At 69.1% G+C, this 14,994-nt stretch carries 16 protein-coding genes; 6 read left to right on the forward strand and 10 right to left on the reverse strand.

Annotation, left to right across the window (positions count from 1 at the left end; genetic code table 11):
- The 5 genes from leuS to AVAK2825_RS18485 all read right to left on the reverse strand — a co-directional run bounded on the left by leuS (position 1) and on the right by AVAK2825_RS18485 (position 5,479).
- Positions 1-2,682, reverse strand: coding sequence for a leucine--tRNA ligase (gene leuS, locus AVAK2825_RS18465; protein WP_284401574.1), 2,682 nt, complete (start codon positions 2,680-2,682; stop codon positions 1-3).
- A 139-nt stretch (positions 2,683-2,821) separates the two neighbouring features.
- Positions 2,822-3,289, reverse strand: a complete 468-nt coding sequence (locus AVAK2825_RS18470) for an ExbD/TolR family protein (RefSeq protein ID WP_284401577.1) — start codon at positions 3,287-3,289, stop codon at positions 2,822-2,824.
- A 30-nt stretch (positions 3,290-3,319) separates the two neighbouring features.
- On the reverse strand, positions 3,320-4,006 hold the full coding sequence (locus AVAK2825_RS18475; protein ID WP_284401579.1) for a MotA/TolQ/ExbB proton channel family protein: 687 nt from the start codon (positions 4,004-4,006) through the stop codon (positions 3,320-3,322).
- A 17-nt stretch (positions 4,007-4,023) separates the two neighbouring features.
- The gene (gene dapB / locus AVAK2825_RS18480) at positions 4,024-4,872 is read right to left on the reverse strand and encodes a 4-hydroxy-tetrahydrodipicolinate reductase (protein WP_284401581.1); all 849 of its coding nucleotides are present in this window, start codon (positions 4,870-4,872) and stop codon (positions 4,024-4,026) included.
- Positions 4,873-4,930: 58 nt separating this feature from the next.
- Positions 4,931-5,479 (reverse strand): outer membrane protein assembly factor BamE, encoded by a 549-nt coding sequence (locus tag AVAK2825_RS18485; protein WP_284401583.1) that lies wholly within the window; start codon positions 5,477-5,479, stop codon positions 4,931-4,933.
- Between the two features lie 92 nt (positions 5,480-5,571).
- On the opposite strand from AVAK2825_RS18485, the gene fur reads away from it, so the two are divergent.
- Complete coding sequence (gene fur, locus AVAK2825_RS18490; protein WP_284401585.1) at positions 5,572-6,006, forward strand: ferric iron uptake transcriptional regulator; 435 nt, start codon at positions 5,572-5,574, stop codon at positions 6,004-6,006.
- Between the two features lie 46 nt (positions 6,007-6,052).
- Here fur and hprK read toward each other — a convergent pair whose 3' ends face one another.
- From hprK to hpf, 3 genes are all read right to left on the reverse strand, one after another.
- Positions 6,053-7,006, reverse strand: coding sequence for an HPr(Ser) kinase/phosphatase (gene hprK, locus AVAK2825_RS18495; RefSeq protein ID WP_272566747.1), 954 nt, complete (start codon positions 7,004-7,006; stop codon positions 6,053-6,055).
- Positions 7,007-7,037: 31 nt separating this feature from the next.
- Positions 7,038-7,508, reverse strand: a complete 471-nt coding sequence (locus AVAK2825_RS18500) for a PTS sugar transporter subunit IIA (protein ID WP_272550568.1) — start codon at positions 7,506-7,508, stop codon at positions 7,038-7,040.
- 121 nt (positions 7,509-7,629) lie between these two features.
- Complete coding sequence (gene hpf, locus AVAK2825_RS18505; RefSeq protein WP_272566746.1) at positions 7,630-7,965, reverse strand: ribosome hibernation-promoting factor, HPF/YfiA family; 336 nt, start codon at positions 7,963-7,965, stop codon at positions 7,630-7,632.
- Between the two features lie 422 nt (positions 7,966-8,387).
- On the opposite strand from hpf, the gene AVAK2825_RS18510 reads away from it, so the two are divergent.
- Entirely contained in the window at positions 8,388-9,308 is a 921-nt protein-coding gene (locus AVAK2825_RS18510) for a phosphoribosylaminoimidazolesuccinocarboxamide synthase (protein WP_284401590.1), read from the forward strand.
- A gap of 60 nt (positions 9,309-9,368) precedes the next feature.
- On the opposite strand, the gene AVAK2825_RS18515 is transcribed toward AVAK2825_RS18510, so the two are convergent.
- Both AVAK2825_RS18515 and trxA read right to left on the reverse strand, forming a co-directional pair.
- On the reverse strand, positions 9,369-10,175 hold the full coding sequence (locus tag AVAK2825_RS18515) for an META domain-containing protein (protein ID WP_284401592.1): 807 nt from the start codon (positions 10,173-10,175) through the stop codon (positions 9,369-9,371).
- Between the two features lie 32 nt (positions 10,176-10,207).
- Positions 10,208-11,116 (reverse strand): thioredoxin, encoded by a 909-nt coding sequence (gene trxA / locus AVAK2825_RS18520; RefSeq protein ID WP_284401594.1) that lies wholly within the window; start codon positions 11,114-11,116, stop codon positions 10,208-10,210.
- 93 nt (positions 11,117-11,209) lie between these two features.
- Between trxA and purE the strand changes: the two genes are divergently transcribed.
- The 4 genes from purE to AVAK2825_RS18540 all read left to right on the forward strand — a co-directional run bounded on the left by purE (position 11,210) and on the right by AVAK2825_RS18540 (position 14,948).
- Positions 11,210-11,707 (forward strand): 5-(carboxyamino)imidazole ribonucleotide mutase, encoded by a 498-nt coding sequence (gene purE, locus AVAK2825_RS18525; protein WP_272566742.1) that lies wholly within the window; start codon positions 11,210-11,212, stop codon positions 11,705-11,707.
- On the forward strand, positions 11,704-12,876 hold the full coding sequence (locus AVAK2825_RS18530; protein WP_284401596.1) for a 5-(carboxyamino)imidazole ribonucleotide synthase: 1,173 nt from the start codon (positions 11,704-11,706) through the stop codon (positions 12,874-12,876). Before purE ends, AVAK2825_RS18530 begins: the two co-directional genes overlap by 4 nt.
- A gap of 19 nt (positions 12,877-12,895) precedes the next feature.
- On the forward strand, positions 12,896-13,906 hold the full coding sequence (locus tag AVAK2825_RS18535) for an L-threonylcarbamoyladenylate synthase (protein ID WP_284401598.1): 1,011 nt from the start codon (positions 12,896-12,898) through the stop codon (positions 13,904-13,906).
- 88 nt (positions 13,907-13,994) lie between these two features.
- Positions 13,995-14,948: an SGNH/GDSL hydrolase family protein gene (locus AVAK2825_RS18540; RefSeq protein ID WP_272566738.1), complete on the forward strand. Its 954-nt coding sequence runs from the start codon at positions 13,995-13,997 to the stop codon at positions 14,946-14,948.
- The last annotated feature ends 46 nt before the right edge of the window (positions 14,949-14,994 follow it).

Here is a 14,994-nt window from a genome sequence, read left to right on the forward strand (position 1 = left end):
TCAGATGACCACGTTGACCAGGCGGCCCGGCACGACCACGATCTTCTTGGGCGTGGCGCCGTCCGCCTGCTTGACGAAAGCCTCGCTCGCGAGGGCGGCGCGCTCGATCTCGGCCTTGTCGGCCGAGGCGGGCACGCGGATGGAGCCGCGCAGCTTGCCGTTGACCTGCAGCATCAGCTCCAGCTCGTCCTGCACCAGCGCATCGGCATCGGCCTGGGGCCACGGCGCATCGAGCAGGTCGCCCAGTTCGCCGGCGTAGCCCAGGCCGCTCCACAGGCTGTGCGCGATGTGGGGCGTGGCCGGGTACAGCACGCGCAACAAAATGCCGAAGCCTTCGATCATCGCCACGGGGGCGCCAGCGCTGTCCACGGCCTTGAAGTCTTCCAGCGCGTTGATCATCTTCATCGCGCCCGAGACCACGGTGTTGTACTGCATGCGCTGGTAGTCGTAGTCCACCTGCTTGAGCACGGTGTGGATCTCCAGCCGCAGGGCCTTGGCCTCCTTGCCGAAGGGCACTTCCTTCAGGCGGGTGGCGCCGGCCGCGCTGGCCAGCGCCGCGTCCTTGTCGAGGGCCGCGAGCTTGAGGCCGAAGTTCCACACCCGGCGCAGGAAGCGGTGGCTGCCTTCCACGGCCGCGTCGTTCCACTCCAGCGTGGCCTCGGGCGGCGCGGTGAACATGGTGTACAGGCGCGCGGTGTCGGCGCCGTAGCGCTCGATCAGGTCCTGCGGATCGACGCCGTTGTTCTTGGACTTGGACATGGTGCCCACGCCCTCGTAGTCGATGGCGGTGCCCGTGGGCAGGCTGCCGACGGCGTTCTTGAGCTTCGCGCCGACGATCTTGCCGCCCTCGTCCACCACGTGCTCGACGTCGTGCGGCCAGAAATACTCCTTGCCGCCCTGCTCGGTGCGGCGCGAGTAGATGTGGTTGAGCACCATGCCCTGCGTGAGCAGCTTGGTGAAGGGCTCGTCGATCTTCACCAGGCCCAGGTCGCGCATCACCTTGGTCCAGAAGCGCGCATACAGCAGGTGAAGAATCGCGTGTTCGATGCCGCCGATGTACTGGTCCATCGGCATCCAGTAGTCGGCGCCTTCGGCCACCATGGCCTCGCTGTTCTTCGGGTCGCAATACCGCATGAAGTACCACGAGCTGTCCACGAACGTGTCCATGGTGTCGGTCTCGCGGCGCGCGGCCTTGCCGCAGACCGGGCAGGTCACGCCGGCGTGGAAGCCTTCGTGGTGGTGCAGCGGATTGCCCGAGCCGTCCGGCACGCAATCGGTGGGCAGCACCACCGGCAGGTCCTTCTCGGGCACGGGCACGGCGCCGTGCTCGTCGCAGTGGATGATGGGGATCGGCGTGCCCCAGTAGCGCTGGCGCGAGACGCCCCAGTCGCGCAGGCGCCAGGTCGTTTTGGTCTCGCCCAGGCCCTTTTGCGCGAGCGCATGCGCCACCGCCTGCACGGCCTCGGGGTAGGACAGGCCGCTGAAGCTGTCGGAGTTGACGGTGACGCCGCGCTGCTTGTCGCCGTACCAGTCCTGCCAGTGGTGGTAGTCGAAGGTCTCGCCATCGACCAGCACCACCTGCTTGATGTCGATGCCGTACTTGAGCGCGAACGCGAAGTCGCGCTCGTCGTGCGCGGGCACGCCCATCACGGCGCCGTCGCCATAGCCCATGAGCACGTAGTTGCCGATCCACACGGGCACTTCCTCGCCGGTGATCGGGTGCGTGACCACCAGCCCGGTGGGCACGCCCTTCTTTTCCTGCGTGGCCAGTTCGGCCTCGGTGGTGCCGCCGCTCTTGCACTCCTCGATGAAGGCGGCGATGGCCGGATTGCCCTGCGCCGCGCGCGCGGCCAGCGGGTGCTCGGGCGCCACGGCGCAGAAGGTCACGCCCATGATGGTGTCGGCGCGCGTGGTGAAGACGTACATGCGCCCGTCGCCGATCAGCGTGCCGTCCGCCGCGCGGATGTCGTGCGGGAAGGCGAAGCGCACGCCCTCGCTCTTGCCGATCCAGTTCTCCTGCATGAGCTTCACGCGCTCGGGCCAGCCGGGCAGCTGGTCGCCGGTGACGAAGCCCAGCAGCTCTTCGGCGTAGTCGGTGATCTTGAGGTAGTAGCCCGGGATCTCGCGCTTTTCCACCGTGGCACCGGTGCGCCAGCCCTTGCCGTCGATCACCTGCTCGTTGGCCAGCACGGTCTGGTCCACCGGATCCCAGTTGACGACCTGGGTCTTGCGGTAGGCGATGCCCTTTTCCAGCATCTTGAGGAACAGCCACTGGTTCCAGCGGTAGTAGCTCGGGTCGCAGGTGGCGACCTCGCGCGACCAGTCGATGGCCAGGCCCATCGCCTGCATCTGCTTTTTCATGTACGCGATGTTGTCGTACGTCCACTGCGCGGGCGGCACGCCGTTCTTGAGCGCCGCGTTCTCGGCAGGCAGGCCGAAGGCGTCCCAGCCCATCGGCATCAGCACGTTCATGCCCTTCATGCGCAGCTGGCGCGCGAGCATGTCGTTGATGGTGTAGTTGCGCACGTGGCCCATGTGCAGCTTGCCGCTGGGGTAGGGCAGCATGGAGCAGGCGTAGAACTTCTTCCGGTCCGCATCCTCGGTCACGCGGTAGGCATCGGTGGCCGTCCAGTGGCCCTGCGCGGCGCGCTCGACCTCGGTGTGGTTGTATTTGTCTTGCATGGGTTGGCGGGGCCGCGGCGGTGCGGCCAGGAAAGAAAGTGAGCGGGGTGTCAGCCGGGGATTTTAGGCGCGATGCCGGCCGCGGGCGGCGCGAAGCGTTACACGGTGCGCGGTCCCGGCTGGCGCAGGGCCCGGCCGGTCAGCGGGCAGCAGCAGCAGCAGCAGCAGCGGGAGAGACCGGAGCGGCGGAAGGCGCGGCCGGGTCCGCCACGAAGCCGATGCGCCGCAGGCCCGCGGCGTTGGCTGCCCCCATCACCTCGACCACCCGGCCATACGGCACGGCGGTGTCGGCGCGCAACTGCACCTCGGTGTCGGGCTGCTCCCTGGCCAGCTGCGCCAGGCGCGCGGCCAGCGCCTGCGGGGCGAGCGGCACGTCGTCCAGGTAGGCCTGGCCCTCCTTGTCGAGCACCACGGTGACCGACTGCGGCGGCGCGCCGGGTGTGGCGCCGTCGGCACGCGGCAGGTCCAGCCGGATCGAGCTGGCCAGCAGCGGTGCGGTCAGGATGAAGATGACCACCAGCACCAGCATCACGTCCACCAGCGGGGTCATGTTGATGTCGCTCATGGGCTGCGGCCCGGTGGTGCGTTCGAGTCGGCCGAATGCCATGGCGCGTGCGGGGCGGGAGTCCGTCGCTGGTCAGTCGTTCGCCGCGGCGGGCGGGGCGATGCCGGATTCATCCAGCACCAGCTCGCGCAGGTCGCGCGCGAAGCCTTCCAGGTCGGCCTCGGTGCGGCCGATGAAGCGGCCGAACACGTTGTAGGCCAGCACGGCGGGAATGGCCACGGTCAGGCCGGCGGCCGTCATCACCAGCGCCTCGCCCACCGGGCCCGCCACGCGGTCGATGGTGATCTGGCCGGCCCCGGCCATGGCGGTGAGCGCATGGTAGATGCCCCACACGGTGCCTAGCAGGCCCACGAACGGTGCGGTGGAGCCCACGGTGGCGAGCAGCACCTGCCCGAACTGCAGCCGGCCCAGCACCCCGTGCAGCGCATCGCGCAGGCCGCGCGTCAGCTGCTGGGAAAGGCTGCCGCGCGCGGCCAGCGTGGCGGGGACCTGGTTGGCGCCGGCCACGGCGCTGGCCGCCTGCACCAGCGGCATCACCAGGCCATCGCGGTCGAAGGCGGGCAGGCGCTCGGCCGCCAGGGCGATCGACGGGGCCTGCCAGAAGGCGGCGATGGCGCGGGCCGCATCACGGCGGGCACGGCGCATCAGCAGGGCCTTCCAGACGATCACGACCCAGCTGGCGACCGACATGGCCAGCAGCAGCAGCGCGCTGATCTGGGTGACCGCGTCGCCCTGACGCCACCAGTGCAGGCCGTCCATCGCGTGCGCGCCGGCCGTCAGGCGGCGTTCAGGCCCAGCACGTCGAACATGTCGAACAGGCCGGTCTGGTGCGCGGCGAGGAATCGCACGGCGCGCAGGCTGCCCTGGGCATAGGTCGTGCGGCTGGCGGATTTGTGGGTGATCTCGATGCGCTCGCCGGTGCCGGCGAACAGCACGGTGTGGTCGCCCACGATGTCGCCGCCGCGGATGGCGGAAAAGCCGATGCTCGACGGATCGCGCTCGCCTGTGATGCCCTCGCGGGCATAGACGGCGCAGTCCTTGAGATCGCGCCCCAGGGCCTGGGCGATGACCTCGCCCATCTTGAGCGCGGTGCCCGAGGGCGCATCCACCTTGTGGCGGTGGTGGGACTCGATGATCTCGATGTCGTAGCCCGTGGACATGGCCTTGGCGGCCAGCTCCAGCAGCTTGAGCGTGACGTTCACGCCCACGCTCATGTTGGGCGACAGCAGGATGGCGGTGCGCGCGCTGGCGGCGGCGATCTCGGCCTTTTGCGCGTCGGACAGGCCCGTGGTGCCAATCACCATCTTGACGCCCGTCTCGGCGCACACCGCGAGGTGGGCCATGGTGCCCTCGGGGCGGGTGAAGTCGATCAGCACGTCGGCGTGGCGCAGGCCTTCGCGCACGTCGGCCGTGATGGCCACGCCGCTGGCATGGCCCAGGAAGGCGGTGGCGTCGGAGCCGATGGCGGGGCTGGCCGCCACGTCGAGCGCGCCGGCCAGCACGCATTCGCCGTCGGTGTCGCGGATGGCTTCGATCAGCATGCGCCCCATGCGGCCGGACGCCCCGGCGACGGCCACGCGGCAAGGGGTGGAGGAGGATGCGTTCGGGGAAGTGGTGGCGGTCATGGAAAGATCAGCGGCTAAGCCGCAGGGCCGGTGCGCACCAGGCCCTGGCCGGCGGAAATCAGCGGGTCGACGATTCCAGCGGCGGGTAGCTGGACGGCGGCGTGGGCACGGGCGAATCGGCAGGCTCGGGCAGCGCGGCCGGCTTGGGGAACTTGGCCAGCTGGGCCTCGGTAGCCTCCAGCACCGGCACCTTGTTCTTCGGGGTGCGCGTGCCCAGGGTGGCGACGAACTCGGCCTCGGTGGGCATCTCGTCGCCCTCGGCGCGCTCGAACACGTCGCCGTTGAAGAAAACGGTCAGCTTGCGCGACTGCACCTCGACGCCGGGGCGTTTGAGGGTGAAGACGTATTCCCAGCGGTCGGCGTGGAACAGGCTGGTCACCAGCGGCGTGCCGAGGATTTCCTTGACCTGCTGGCGCCCCATGCCGGGCTTGAGCGCCTCGACCTGCTCGCGGGAGACGAAGTTGCCTTGAACCACGTCCACCTTGTAGGGAGTGACCAGGCTGGCGACGCGGTTGCTGGCGCTGTCGAAGCTGCCGCAGGCCGTCAAGCTGGCGCCGATCAACAGGGTCAGGGCCCAACGGGCGCTGCAGCGGGCGGAAACGGACATGGAGTTAGGCATAGGCGATATGATCCGACCCATTGTAGCGGCAGCTTCTCCCGGGCTTTGGCACGCTGGTTTGGTACACGGAAACCCCTGTCATGACGAACATCGACGAACTCAAGAGCACCGGCCTGAAGGCGACCCTGCCGCGCCTGAAGATCCTCGAGATCTTCCAGAAGGGCGCGCAGCGCCACATGACCGCAGAAGACGTGTTCCGCGTGCTGCTGCAGGAGCGCTCGGACATCGGCCTGGCCACGGTGTACCGCGTGCTCACGCAATTCGAGCAGGCGGGCATCCTGAACCGCAGCAACTTCGAAAGCGGCAAGGCGGTGTACGAGCTCAACGAGGGCCAGCACCACGACCACTTCATCTGCACGGTCTGCGGCAAGGTCGAGGAGTTCTACGACCCCGAGATCGAAAAGCGCCAGCAGCTGGTGGCCAAGTCGAAGGGCTGGGTGGTGCAGGACCACTCGATGGCGCTGTACGGCCAGTGCACCACCTGCGCCAAGCTGGCCACCACGCAGCACCGCTGAGCGAGGGGTGCGCGCCGCCCGGCAAGCCCGGGGCGCGGCACGACGATCAGGAGCCGTCGCGCTCCATGGCGCGGCGGTGCCGTTCCACGAATTCCTGGTAGGTGTCGATCCCGCGCAGGTTCAGGATGGTGTTGCGCACGGCCGCCTCGACCAGCACGGCGATGTTGCGGCCCGCCACCACCTGGATCACCACCTTGAGCACCGGCACGCCCAGCACGTCCTGCGTGAGGGGCTCGTAGGGCATGCGTTCGTAGTCGCGCTCCAGCGTTTCCTTGCGCACCAGGTGCACGATGAGCTTGAGCCGCATCTTGCGCCGCACGGCGGTCTCGCCGAAGATCGCGCGGATGTCCAGCAGGCCGATGCCGCGCACCTCCAGCAGGTTCTGCAGCAGGTCGGGGCACTTGCCTTCGATGGTGGTCTGGTTGATGCGGAACAGGTCCACCGCGTCGTCGGCCACCAGGCCGTTGCCGCGCGAGATCAGCTCCAGGCCCAGCTCGCTCTTGCCCAGGCCCGACTCGCCGGTGATCAGCACGCCCAGGCCCAGGATGTCCATGAACACGCCGTGCATGGTGGTGCGGTCGGCGAAGTGCTTGGACAGGTAGGCGCGCAGCACGTCGATGACGAAGGCCGACGACTCGTGCGTGGAGAACATCGGGATCTGCGCACGCTCGCACATGGACAGCAGCGCATCGGGCGCAACCTGGCTGTCGGCCAGCACCAGCACGGGCGGCTCCAGCGTGACAATGCGGGCGATGCGGCGCTTGCAGTCCTCGGGCGTTGCGTTGGTGAGGTAGGCGGTTTCGCGCTCGCCCAGAATCTGCACCCGGTAGGGGTGGATGTAGTTGAGGTAGCCCACCAGGTCGGCGCCGGAGCGCGCCGAGCGCACGGCCACCTCGTCAAAGCGCCGCTCGGAGGCCCCGAGGCCGGCGACCCATTCCCACTTCAGCGGGCCGCGGAACTCCTCGAACAGGACATCGGCGCTGACGACGTTGGGTTTCACGGAAGGTTCAGCGTTCGCAGCGGCGGCGGGGTCAGGCGGTGGCCTGGGCGGACTGCCAGCCGGCGATCAGGCCGTGCAGCTCGGCGGCATCGGTGCTGCCCTTGATGCGCTCGCGCAGCGAGCCGTCGCTCAGCAGCTCGGCGATCTCGGACAGGATCTCCAGGTGCTTTTGCGTGGCCGCCTCGGGCACCAGCAGGAAGATCAGGAGCCCGACGGGCTGCTCGTCCGGCGCATCGAAACCGATCGGGTGGGCCAACTGGAAGACGGCAGCCATCGGCGCCTTCAGGCCCTTGATGCGGCCATGCGGGATGGCGACACCGTGGCCCAGTCCCGTGGAGCCCAGCCGCTCGCGGGCGAAGAGGCTGTCGGTGATGAGGGCGCGCGACAGGCCGTGCTGGCTCTCGAACAACAACCCTGCCTCTTCGAAAGCGCGCTTTTTGCTGGTGGCGTCGACGCTCACGAGCACTTGAGCGGCAGGCAGGATGGAGGCAAGACGGTTCATGGTGAAGGGTTGCGATTATGCACCCCCTAGCATAAACCCTGAGCACTTTGAGGGGGGCACAAAAAAACCGCCCCTGAGGGCGGCGTGGCGAAGGGCCTGGCTGCTCAGGCCCCGGCACCAATCAGGCCACCAGTTCCCGCTTGATGGCGCCATGGTGGTGGTTCTGGATGCGGTCCTTGTGGCGGACCACCTGCCGGTCCAGCTTTTCCACCAGGTCGTTCACGGCCACGTACAGGTCGGAATGGGAACTCTCGGCGAACAGATCACTGCCTTTCACATGCACGTTGCATTCCGCGCGCTGGCGCTTTTCCTTCTCCTTTTGCTTCTCGACGGTGAGCAGCACCTTGACGTCGACCACCTGGTCGAAATGCTTGCTGATGATGTCCAGCTTTTCCGTCACATGGGCGCGCAATGCGGGAGTGACTTCGAGGTGGTGACCGCTGATCGTCAGGTTCATAAAACTGGCCTCCTGGGCTTGCGTTGAAGAAGCGCCGTCCTCAAAGGTCTGGTGGAAGGACGGCCCGGCGAAAGGTCAACTCATGCATGTGTTGGATTCACTATGCGCCCGCCCCCGGGCAATTGCAAACGCATACCGAAGTCGGCTGTCGGGTCTTGGGCCCTGAGGTGCCAAGGCCCGAAAAACGGCGCAAAATAGCCTGGCTTTGCTCCGCGGCACACAGCGCAGACGCCTTCGCGGGGCGCACCGCCGGCACGGCGCCCTGCCGACGCGATGGCCCGCCGTCCGCTGCGGTTCCGGCCCACGCCCCTCCCTCCCGACCGCCCTGCACCGGCCATCCCGGCACGCGCCCTAAAATCGCGGGCTGGCCGGCCCTGCCGCCGAAAGCCGCGGCTTTCCCGTTCGCAATCGCTTCACCCACCATGACCCTGCCCCTTTCCTCCGCACTGCACACCTCCGCCCTCACGTCCCTGCCGCTGCTCGCGCGCGGCAAGGTGCGCGACAACTACGCCGTGGGCGACGACCGCATCCTGATGGTGGCCAGCGACCGCCTCTCGGCCTTCGACGTGATCATGGGCGAGCCGATTCCGGGCAAGGGCGAGCTGCTCACGCAGATGGCACTGTTCTGGTTCGACAAGCTGGGCCACCTGTGCCCCAACCACCTGACGGGCGACGACCCCGAGAGCGTGGTGACGCCGGACGAGGCCCCCCAGGTGCGAGGCCGCTCAATGCTGGTGCAGCGCCTGCAGCCGATCCCCGTGGAGGCGGTGGTGCGCGGCTACCTGGCCGGCAGCGGCTGGAAGGAATACCAGGAATCGCGCGCCGTGTGCGGCGTGCAGCTGCCCGAGGGCCTGACCAACGCGGCCAAGCTGCCGCAGCCCATCTATACCCCGGCCGCCAAGGCCGCGATGGGCGAGCATGACGAGAACATCACCCTCGAGCGCACGGTGGAGATGATCGGCATCGAGCTGGCCACGAAGATCCGCGACCTCAGCATCGCCATCTACCAGGAGGCCGCGGCCATCGCGCTGGAAAAGGGCATGATCATTGCCGACACCAAGTTCGAGTTCGGCCTCGCGCCCGACGGCACGCTGGTGCTGATGGACGAGGTGCTCACGCCAGACAGCTCGCGCTACTGGCCCGTGGAAGGCTACGAAAGCGCTCTGGCCGCCGGCGAGAACCCACCCAGCTACGACAAGCAGTTCGTGCGCGACTGGCTGGAGCAGACGCAGATCAACGGCAAGCCCTGGAACAAGACCGCGCCCGCCCCGCGCCTGCCTCGCGAGGTGGTCGAGAAGACCGCCGCCAAGTACCGCGAGGCGCTCGAGCGCCTGGTGGGCTGAACAGCCCTGCCGCACGCACCAGGGGACGCTGCGGCATCCCGGCGGCCCCGTGCGGCCGCCTCACTCCAGCTCGATGGCCTCCAGCCGCAGCAGCACGCGCGCCTCGTCGCCGAACAGCAGCAGTTGCCGCCCTTCCTGGCGGTAGGTCCGGACTTCGCCCAGCGCATGCAGGAAACGGCCCTCCAGGGTGGCCGTCTGCAGGCACAGCTGCAGCGTCGTGTTGATCTGCGTCATCCGCAGGCGCACGCCATCGACCGCGTAGCTCGCCAAAAAGCGGTTGCAGCCCCCTGCCCCGCGCGCCTGTTCCCCTTCGCTGTCCAGCACCAGATGCGGCTCGGACGCTCCAGCGGGGGCCGGCGGCACGGCCGTGTCATCGATTTCCACCAACCGCCAGTAGGTCTGTCGCAGCGGCACCTCGGCCTGCACGGTCGCCTTGTCCAAAGGCAGGCGGTGCAGCTCGACATCCACGCGCCGATAGGCCGGGTCCGGCGGCAACGGATGGGTGCCATCGGAGGCGAAGCGCACGTAGCCTTGCAGGGACAGCGAGGCACGAACCCGGTAGCGCCCCGGCAGCAACGGCTGCGTGAGCGCGGAGCGGAAAGGAATCCGCAACTGGTACGGCGGCGGCCCCGGCAGCTCGATGCGCTGGCGCCCGAGCACCGTGGGTGGCGCATCGGGCCGCGAGACGTCGAGCAGCGCCGCCTCGAACACGGCCGGCTCGTCGGGCGGCACGTAAAGGCGCTCACGCGAGAACACCGTGCCGATGACCATGGCATCGGGCGGGGGCGATGTGGCGCAGCCCGCCAGGGCGAGAACCAGCACCGAGGCCACGGCCAGCGCCGCCGCACGGGCCCGTTCAGCGCCCATGGGCCGGGCGGCTTCGGTGGCTGGGGCGCCGGTCAGCTCAGCACCACGCTGGACAGGCGGCGACGGTAGGTGGCGACCGTCGGGTCTTCCGGCGGGATCTGGCCCTCGGCCACCTTCACCCGGGGCGGCTCGATGATCTCGAGCACGGCCACGTAGGTCTTGCGCGCGGCCTCGTCGCTCCAGGCCTTGTCGCGCATGAGGATTTCCAGCAGTTCGTCCATGGCCTCGGTCCAGCGCTGGTGCGCGATGAACCAGCGCGCACGGCCGAAGCGGGCGTCGAAATCGCGGCGGTTGGCCGCGATCCTGGCATCGAAATCGGCCAATGCCGACGGGCCGTTTGCCTCCCTGGCCACGAAATCGATCGCATCCATCCAGGCCTTGAGCGCGCCCAGCTTGCGCGATGCCGGGGCCTTGGCGATCACGGGGGCGAAGGCGACCTTGGCGTCGTCCTCGCGGCCCAGCTGCAGCAGCAGCTTCACGTAGTCGAAGCGGGCGTCGTCGTTGGCGGGGTCGGTGGCGACGGCGTGCTGCAGCTTTTCCAGCGCGGTGTCGGTGTCGCCGTCGGCCAGCGCGTCCTGCGCCAGCTCTTCTTCCTGCTCGGCCAGCGCCGCCTCGGCGGTGGGCACGTGCTTGTCGAGGAAGGCCCGCACCTGGCCCTCGGGCTGGGCGCCCATGAAGCCATCGACGGGCTGGCCGTTCATCAGCAGCACGCAGGTGGGAATGCTGCGGATGCCGAACATGCCGGCGATCTGCTGCTCCTGGTCGGAGTCGATCTTCACGAGCTTGAAGCGGCCCTCGTACTCGGTCTCCAGCTTCTCCAGGATGGGCCCGAGCGACTTGCACGGGCCGCACCAGGGCGCCCAGAAGTCCACCAGCACGGGCACGTCCATCGAGGCGGCGATGACTTCGGTTTCAAAATTTTCTACGGTGACGTCGATCATGTGTTCAGGCCCGGTGGGTGCGCTCGGCACACAAAAAGTAAAATCGCGGGTTCCACTTCGGCGGGCGGCCGGTTCGGCCAGCGCCCCACTCACATGAAACCCATCCAGATCGGTGTGGTCATGGGCTCCAGCAGCGACTGGGAGACCATGCAGCACGCAGTGCAGATTCTCCAGCAATTCGGCATCGCCCACGAAGCCCGCGTGGTCTCGGCCCACCGCATGCCGGACGACATGTTCGCCTATGCCGAGGCAGCGGCCGGCGCGGGGCTCAAGGCCATCATCGCAGGTGCGGGGGGCGCGGCCCACCTGCCGGGCATGATCGCCGCCAAGACCACGGTGCCGGTGCTCGGCGTGCCGGTGGCCAGCCGCCACCTGCAGGGCGTCGATTCGCTGCACAGCATCGTGCAGATGCCCAAGGGCATTCCGGTGGCGACGTTCGCCATCGGCACGGCGGGTGCGGCCAATGCGGCGCTGTTCGCCGTGGCCCTGCTGGCCACCGAGGACCCCGCATTGCGCGAGCGGCTCGAGGCCTTCCGCGCCGAGCAGACCGCCGCGGCGCGCGCCATGGCCCTGCCGCCGGTGTCCGCATGAGCGCGCAGCCGAGGCCCCCGCTGCTGCCCGGCAGCACGCTCGGCGTGGTCGGCGGCGGCCAGCTCGGCCGCATGTTCGTGCACGCGGCGCAGGCCATGGGCTACTTCACGGCCGTGCTGGATGCCGACGCGGACAGCCCCGCCGGCTTGGTGAGCCACCACCACATCCGCACCGCCTACGAGGACCCGGAGGGCCTCGCCCGGCTGGCCGGCCTGTGCGATGCCATCACGACCGAATTCGAGAACGTGCCGGCCCAGGCGCTGCGCACGCTGGGCGCCGAGCGCCCGGTGGCACCGGCCGCGAGCGCCGTGGCCATTGCGCAGGACCGCGCCCAGGAGAAGGCCCATTTCGTGCGCTGCGGCGTGCCCTGCGCGCCCTACGCGGTGATCGAAACCGCTGCCGATCTGGCGGCCGTGGCGCCCGATCTTCTGCCCGGCATCCTGAAGACGGCGCGCATGGGCTACGACGGCAAGGGCCAGTCCCGCGTGAAGACGCCGGCCGAACTCGCCGCCGCATGGCAGGCCATGGGCGGCGTGCCCTGCGTGCTGGAAAAGATGCTGCCTTTGGCCCTCGAATGCTCGGTGATCGTGGCGCGCGGCGCCGACGGCATCTGCGTGCACCTGCCCGTGCAGCGCAACCTGCACCGGGACGGCATTCTGGCGGTCACGGAGGTTTACGAGGGAAATGTGCCTCATGCCCTAGTGGGACATGCCATCGATGCTTCTAAATCGATAGCAAACGGCCTGAATTACGTGGGTGTGCTGTGCGTGGAGTTCTTCGTGCTCGACGGCGGCGAACTGGTGGTCAACGAGATCGCCCCGCGCCCGCACAACAGCGGCCACTACAGCCAGAACGCGTGCGACGTCTCGCAGTTCGAACTGCAGGTGCGCGCCATGGCCGGCCTGCCGCTCACGCAGCCGCGCCAGCACAGCCCCGCCGTCATGCTCAACCTGCTGGGCGACCTGTGGTTCACGCACGGCCCGCACGCCCGCACGCCCGCCTGGGACGCGGTGCTGGCGCTGCCGGGCACGCACCTGCACCTGTACGGCAAGGCCGACGCCAAGCCCGGCCGCAAGATGGGCCACCTGAACGTGACGGCTACCACCGCCGAGGCCGCGCGCGCTACGGCGCTTCAGGCGGCGGCGCTGCTGGGCATCGACGCCTTCTGAACCCGGGCCCGCACACAAAATGATCCTCGACGGCCAACGCCCCGAATCCATCGCCGCCGCCGCGCGCGCCCTGCGCACGGGCGCGCTGCTGGGCCTGCCCACCGAGACGGTGTACGGCCTGGCCGCCGACGCGGCCAGCGATGCCGCCGTGGCGCAGATCTTCGCCGCCAAGGGCCGGCCGAGCGACCACCCGCTGATCGTGCACGTGGCCGATGCCGGCGGCATCGCCCACTTCGCCAGCGAAGTGCCGGCATTCGCGCAGGCGCTGGTCGATGCGTTCTGGCCCGGCCCGCTCACCCTCATCCTGCCGCGCCGGCCCGGCGTGGCCACGGCCGCCACGGGCGGCCAGGACAGCGTGGGCCTGCGCTGCCCCGCCCACCCCGTCGCCCAGGCCGTGCTGCGCGCCGGCGCATCGGACGACCCGGCGCTGGAGGGCCGCCCCGTGTGGGGCGTGGCCGCGCCCAGCGCCAACCGTTTCGGCCGCGTGAGCCCCACCACCGCCCTGCACGTGCAGGACGAGCTGGGCGAGGCGCTGCTGGTGCTGGACGGCGGGCCCTGCGGCGTGGGCATCGAATCGACCATCGTCGATTGCACGCGCGGCGTGCCGGTGCTGCTGCGGCCCGGGGCCATCACCCGCGCGCAGATCGCCCAGGCGTGCGGCCTGGCGCCGCTGTCGAAGGAGGACCTGCCCGCGCACACCCCGCGCGCGTCGGGCACGCTGGAGGCCCATTACGCCCCGGCCGCCAAGGTGCGGCTGATGGAGGCCAAGGCGCTGCAGACCGGGCTGGACCTGCTGGGCGCCGATGCCGCGCACCTGGCCGTCTATGCGCGCAGCCCGCTGCGCTCGCGCTCGGCCAAAGTGCAGGTGCGGCGCATGCCTGACGATGCCACGGCCACCGCCCAGCAGCTCTTTGCCATGCTGCGCGCCTTCGACGACGACGGCGTGAAGCTGATCTGGATCGAAGCCCCGCCCGCCACCCCCGAATGGGAAGGCGTGCGCGACCGCCTGCAGCGTGCCGCGGCCGCATAACCCGGATCGCATGTCCCGCGGCACGCCCTGTTGCAGGCCGTGCCGCGCCAGTCGTTAAACTCTCGCCACATTTTCTGGAGAAAAACCCATGGCAGCAAATTGGATGCGCCGCACCCTCGTGGTCGCCGCTTGTGCAACGGCCACGTTGCTCGCGGCTTGCGGTTCGAGCACAACCGAGTCGGCCATCACGCCCGACCGGTTCATCACGTTCGGTGACGGCTTCACCGACATCGGCCAGAACGGGGCCCGCTACACGGTCAACGACGGCAGCATCAACAACTGGGCCCAGCAGATCGCCAACAACTACGGCAAGAGCTTCACCGCCGCCGCAGCGGGCGGCACGGGCTACGCGCAGGGCAATGCCCGCGTGACGGCCACCACCGACGCCGCCGGCCGGACCACCACCCCGTCCGTCACCCAACAGATCGACACCTTCCTGTCCAAGGGCGGCTTCGCCGAGAACGACCTGGTGCTGATCAACGGCGGCATCAGCGACGTGATCGCCGGCATGGCCGCGGTGAACGCGGGCACGCAGACCAGCGCGCAGTTCCTCACCAACGCGGCCACGGCCGGCAAGGAACTGGCCGCGCAGGTGCGCCGCCTGTCCAACGCCGGTGCCAAGCACGTGGTGGTGACCGGCACCTACGACCTGGGCAAGAGCCCCTGGGCCGTGGGCATCAACCAGACCACGCTGCTGAGCAACGCCAGCACGCAGTTCAACCAGGCCCTGCTGGTGAACATCGAAGACCTCGGCACCACGGTGCTGTACGTCGATCTGGCCTACTACGGCAACGTGTTCGTAGGCTCGCCTTCGGGCTACGGCTTCACCGACAAGGACAACGCCGTCTGCACCTCGGTGGACCCGAACAACGGCATCGGCATCGGCGCAGGCCAGGTCAACTCGCTGCTGTGCAACGCCTCCACGCTGCTGACCGGCGCCGCCCAGGACAAGTACGTGTTCGCCGACCGCGTTTACTTCACGCCTTCGGCCCAGCGCCAGTTCGGCACCTACGCGTACGACCGCCTGCGCGCTCGCTGGTAAGCGCCTTGCAGCCCACGCGAAAAAGCCGACCCTCGGGTCGGCTTTT

Origin of the sequence: Acidovorax sp. SUPP2825 (assembly GCF_030158995.1) — a bacterium.
Lineage (GTDB): Bacteria > Pseudomonadota > Gammaproteobacteria > Burkholderiales > Burkholderiaceae_C > Paracidovorax.

Coding starts and splice junctions, on each gene's coding strand:
- AVAK2825_RS18535 (WP_284401598.1), top strand. CDS start 12,896: ATGATCCTCGACGGCCAACGCCCCGAATCCATCGCCGCCGCCGCGCGC.
- trxA (WP_284401594.1), bottom strand. CDS start 11,116: ATGATCGACGTCACCGTAGAAAATTTTGAAACCGAAGTCATCGCCGCC.
- AVAK2825_RS18485 (WP_284401583.1), bottom strand. CDS start 5,479: ATGTCCGTTTCCGCCCGCTGCAGCGCCCGTTGGGCCCTGACCCTGTTG.
- AVAK2825_RS18510 (WP_284401590.1), top strand. CDS start 8,388: ATGACCCTGCCCCTTTCCTCCGCACTGCACACCTCCGCCCTCACGTCC.
- fur (WP_284401585.1), top strand. CDS start 5,572: ATGACGAACATCGACGAACTCAAGAGCACCGGCCTGAAGGCGACCCTG.
- AVAK2825_RS18540 (WP_272566738.1), top strand. CDS start 13,995: ATGGCAGCAAATTGGATGCGCCGCACCCTCGTGGTCGCCGCTTGTGCA.
- AVAK2825_RS18515 (WP_284401592.1), bottom strand. CDS start 10,175: ATGGGCGCTGAACGGGCCCGTGCGGCGGCGCTGGCCGTGGCCTCGGTG.
- AVAK2825_RS18530 (WP_284401596.1), top strand. CDS start 11,704: ATGAGCGCGCAGCCGAGGCCCCCGCTGCTGCCCGGCAGCACGCTCGGC.
- AVAK2825_RS18500 (WP_272550568.1), bottom strand. CDS start 7,508: ATGAACCGTCTTGCCTCCATCCTGCCTGCCGCTCAAGTGCTCGTGAGC.
- leuS (WP_284401574.1), bottom strand. CDS start 2,682: ATGCAAGACAAATACAACCACACCGAGGTCGAGCGCGCCGCGCAGGGC.
- purE (WP_272566742.1), top strand. CDS start 11,210: ATGAAACCCATCCAGATCGGTGTGGTCATGGGCTCCAGCAGCGACTGG.
- AVAK2825_RS18475 (WP_284401579.1), bottom strand. CDS start 4,006: ATGGACGGCCTGCACTGGTGGCGTCAGGGCGACGCGGTCACCCAGATC.
- hpf (WP_272566746.1), bottom strand. CDS start 7,965: ATGAACCTGACGATCAGCGGTCACCACCTCGAAGTCACTCCCGCATTG.
- dapB (WP_284401581.1), bottom strand. CDS start 4,872: ATGACCGCCACCACTTCCCCGAACGCATCCTCCTCCACCCCTTGCCGC.
- AVAK2825_RS18470 (WP_284401577.1), bottom strand. CDS start 3,289: ATGGCATTCGGCCGACTCGAACGCACCACCGGGCCGCAGCCCATGAGC.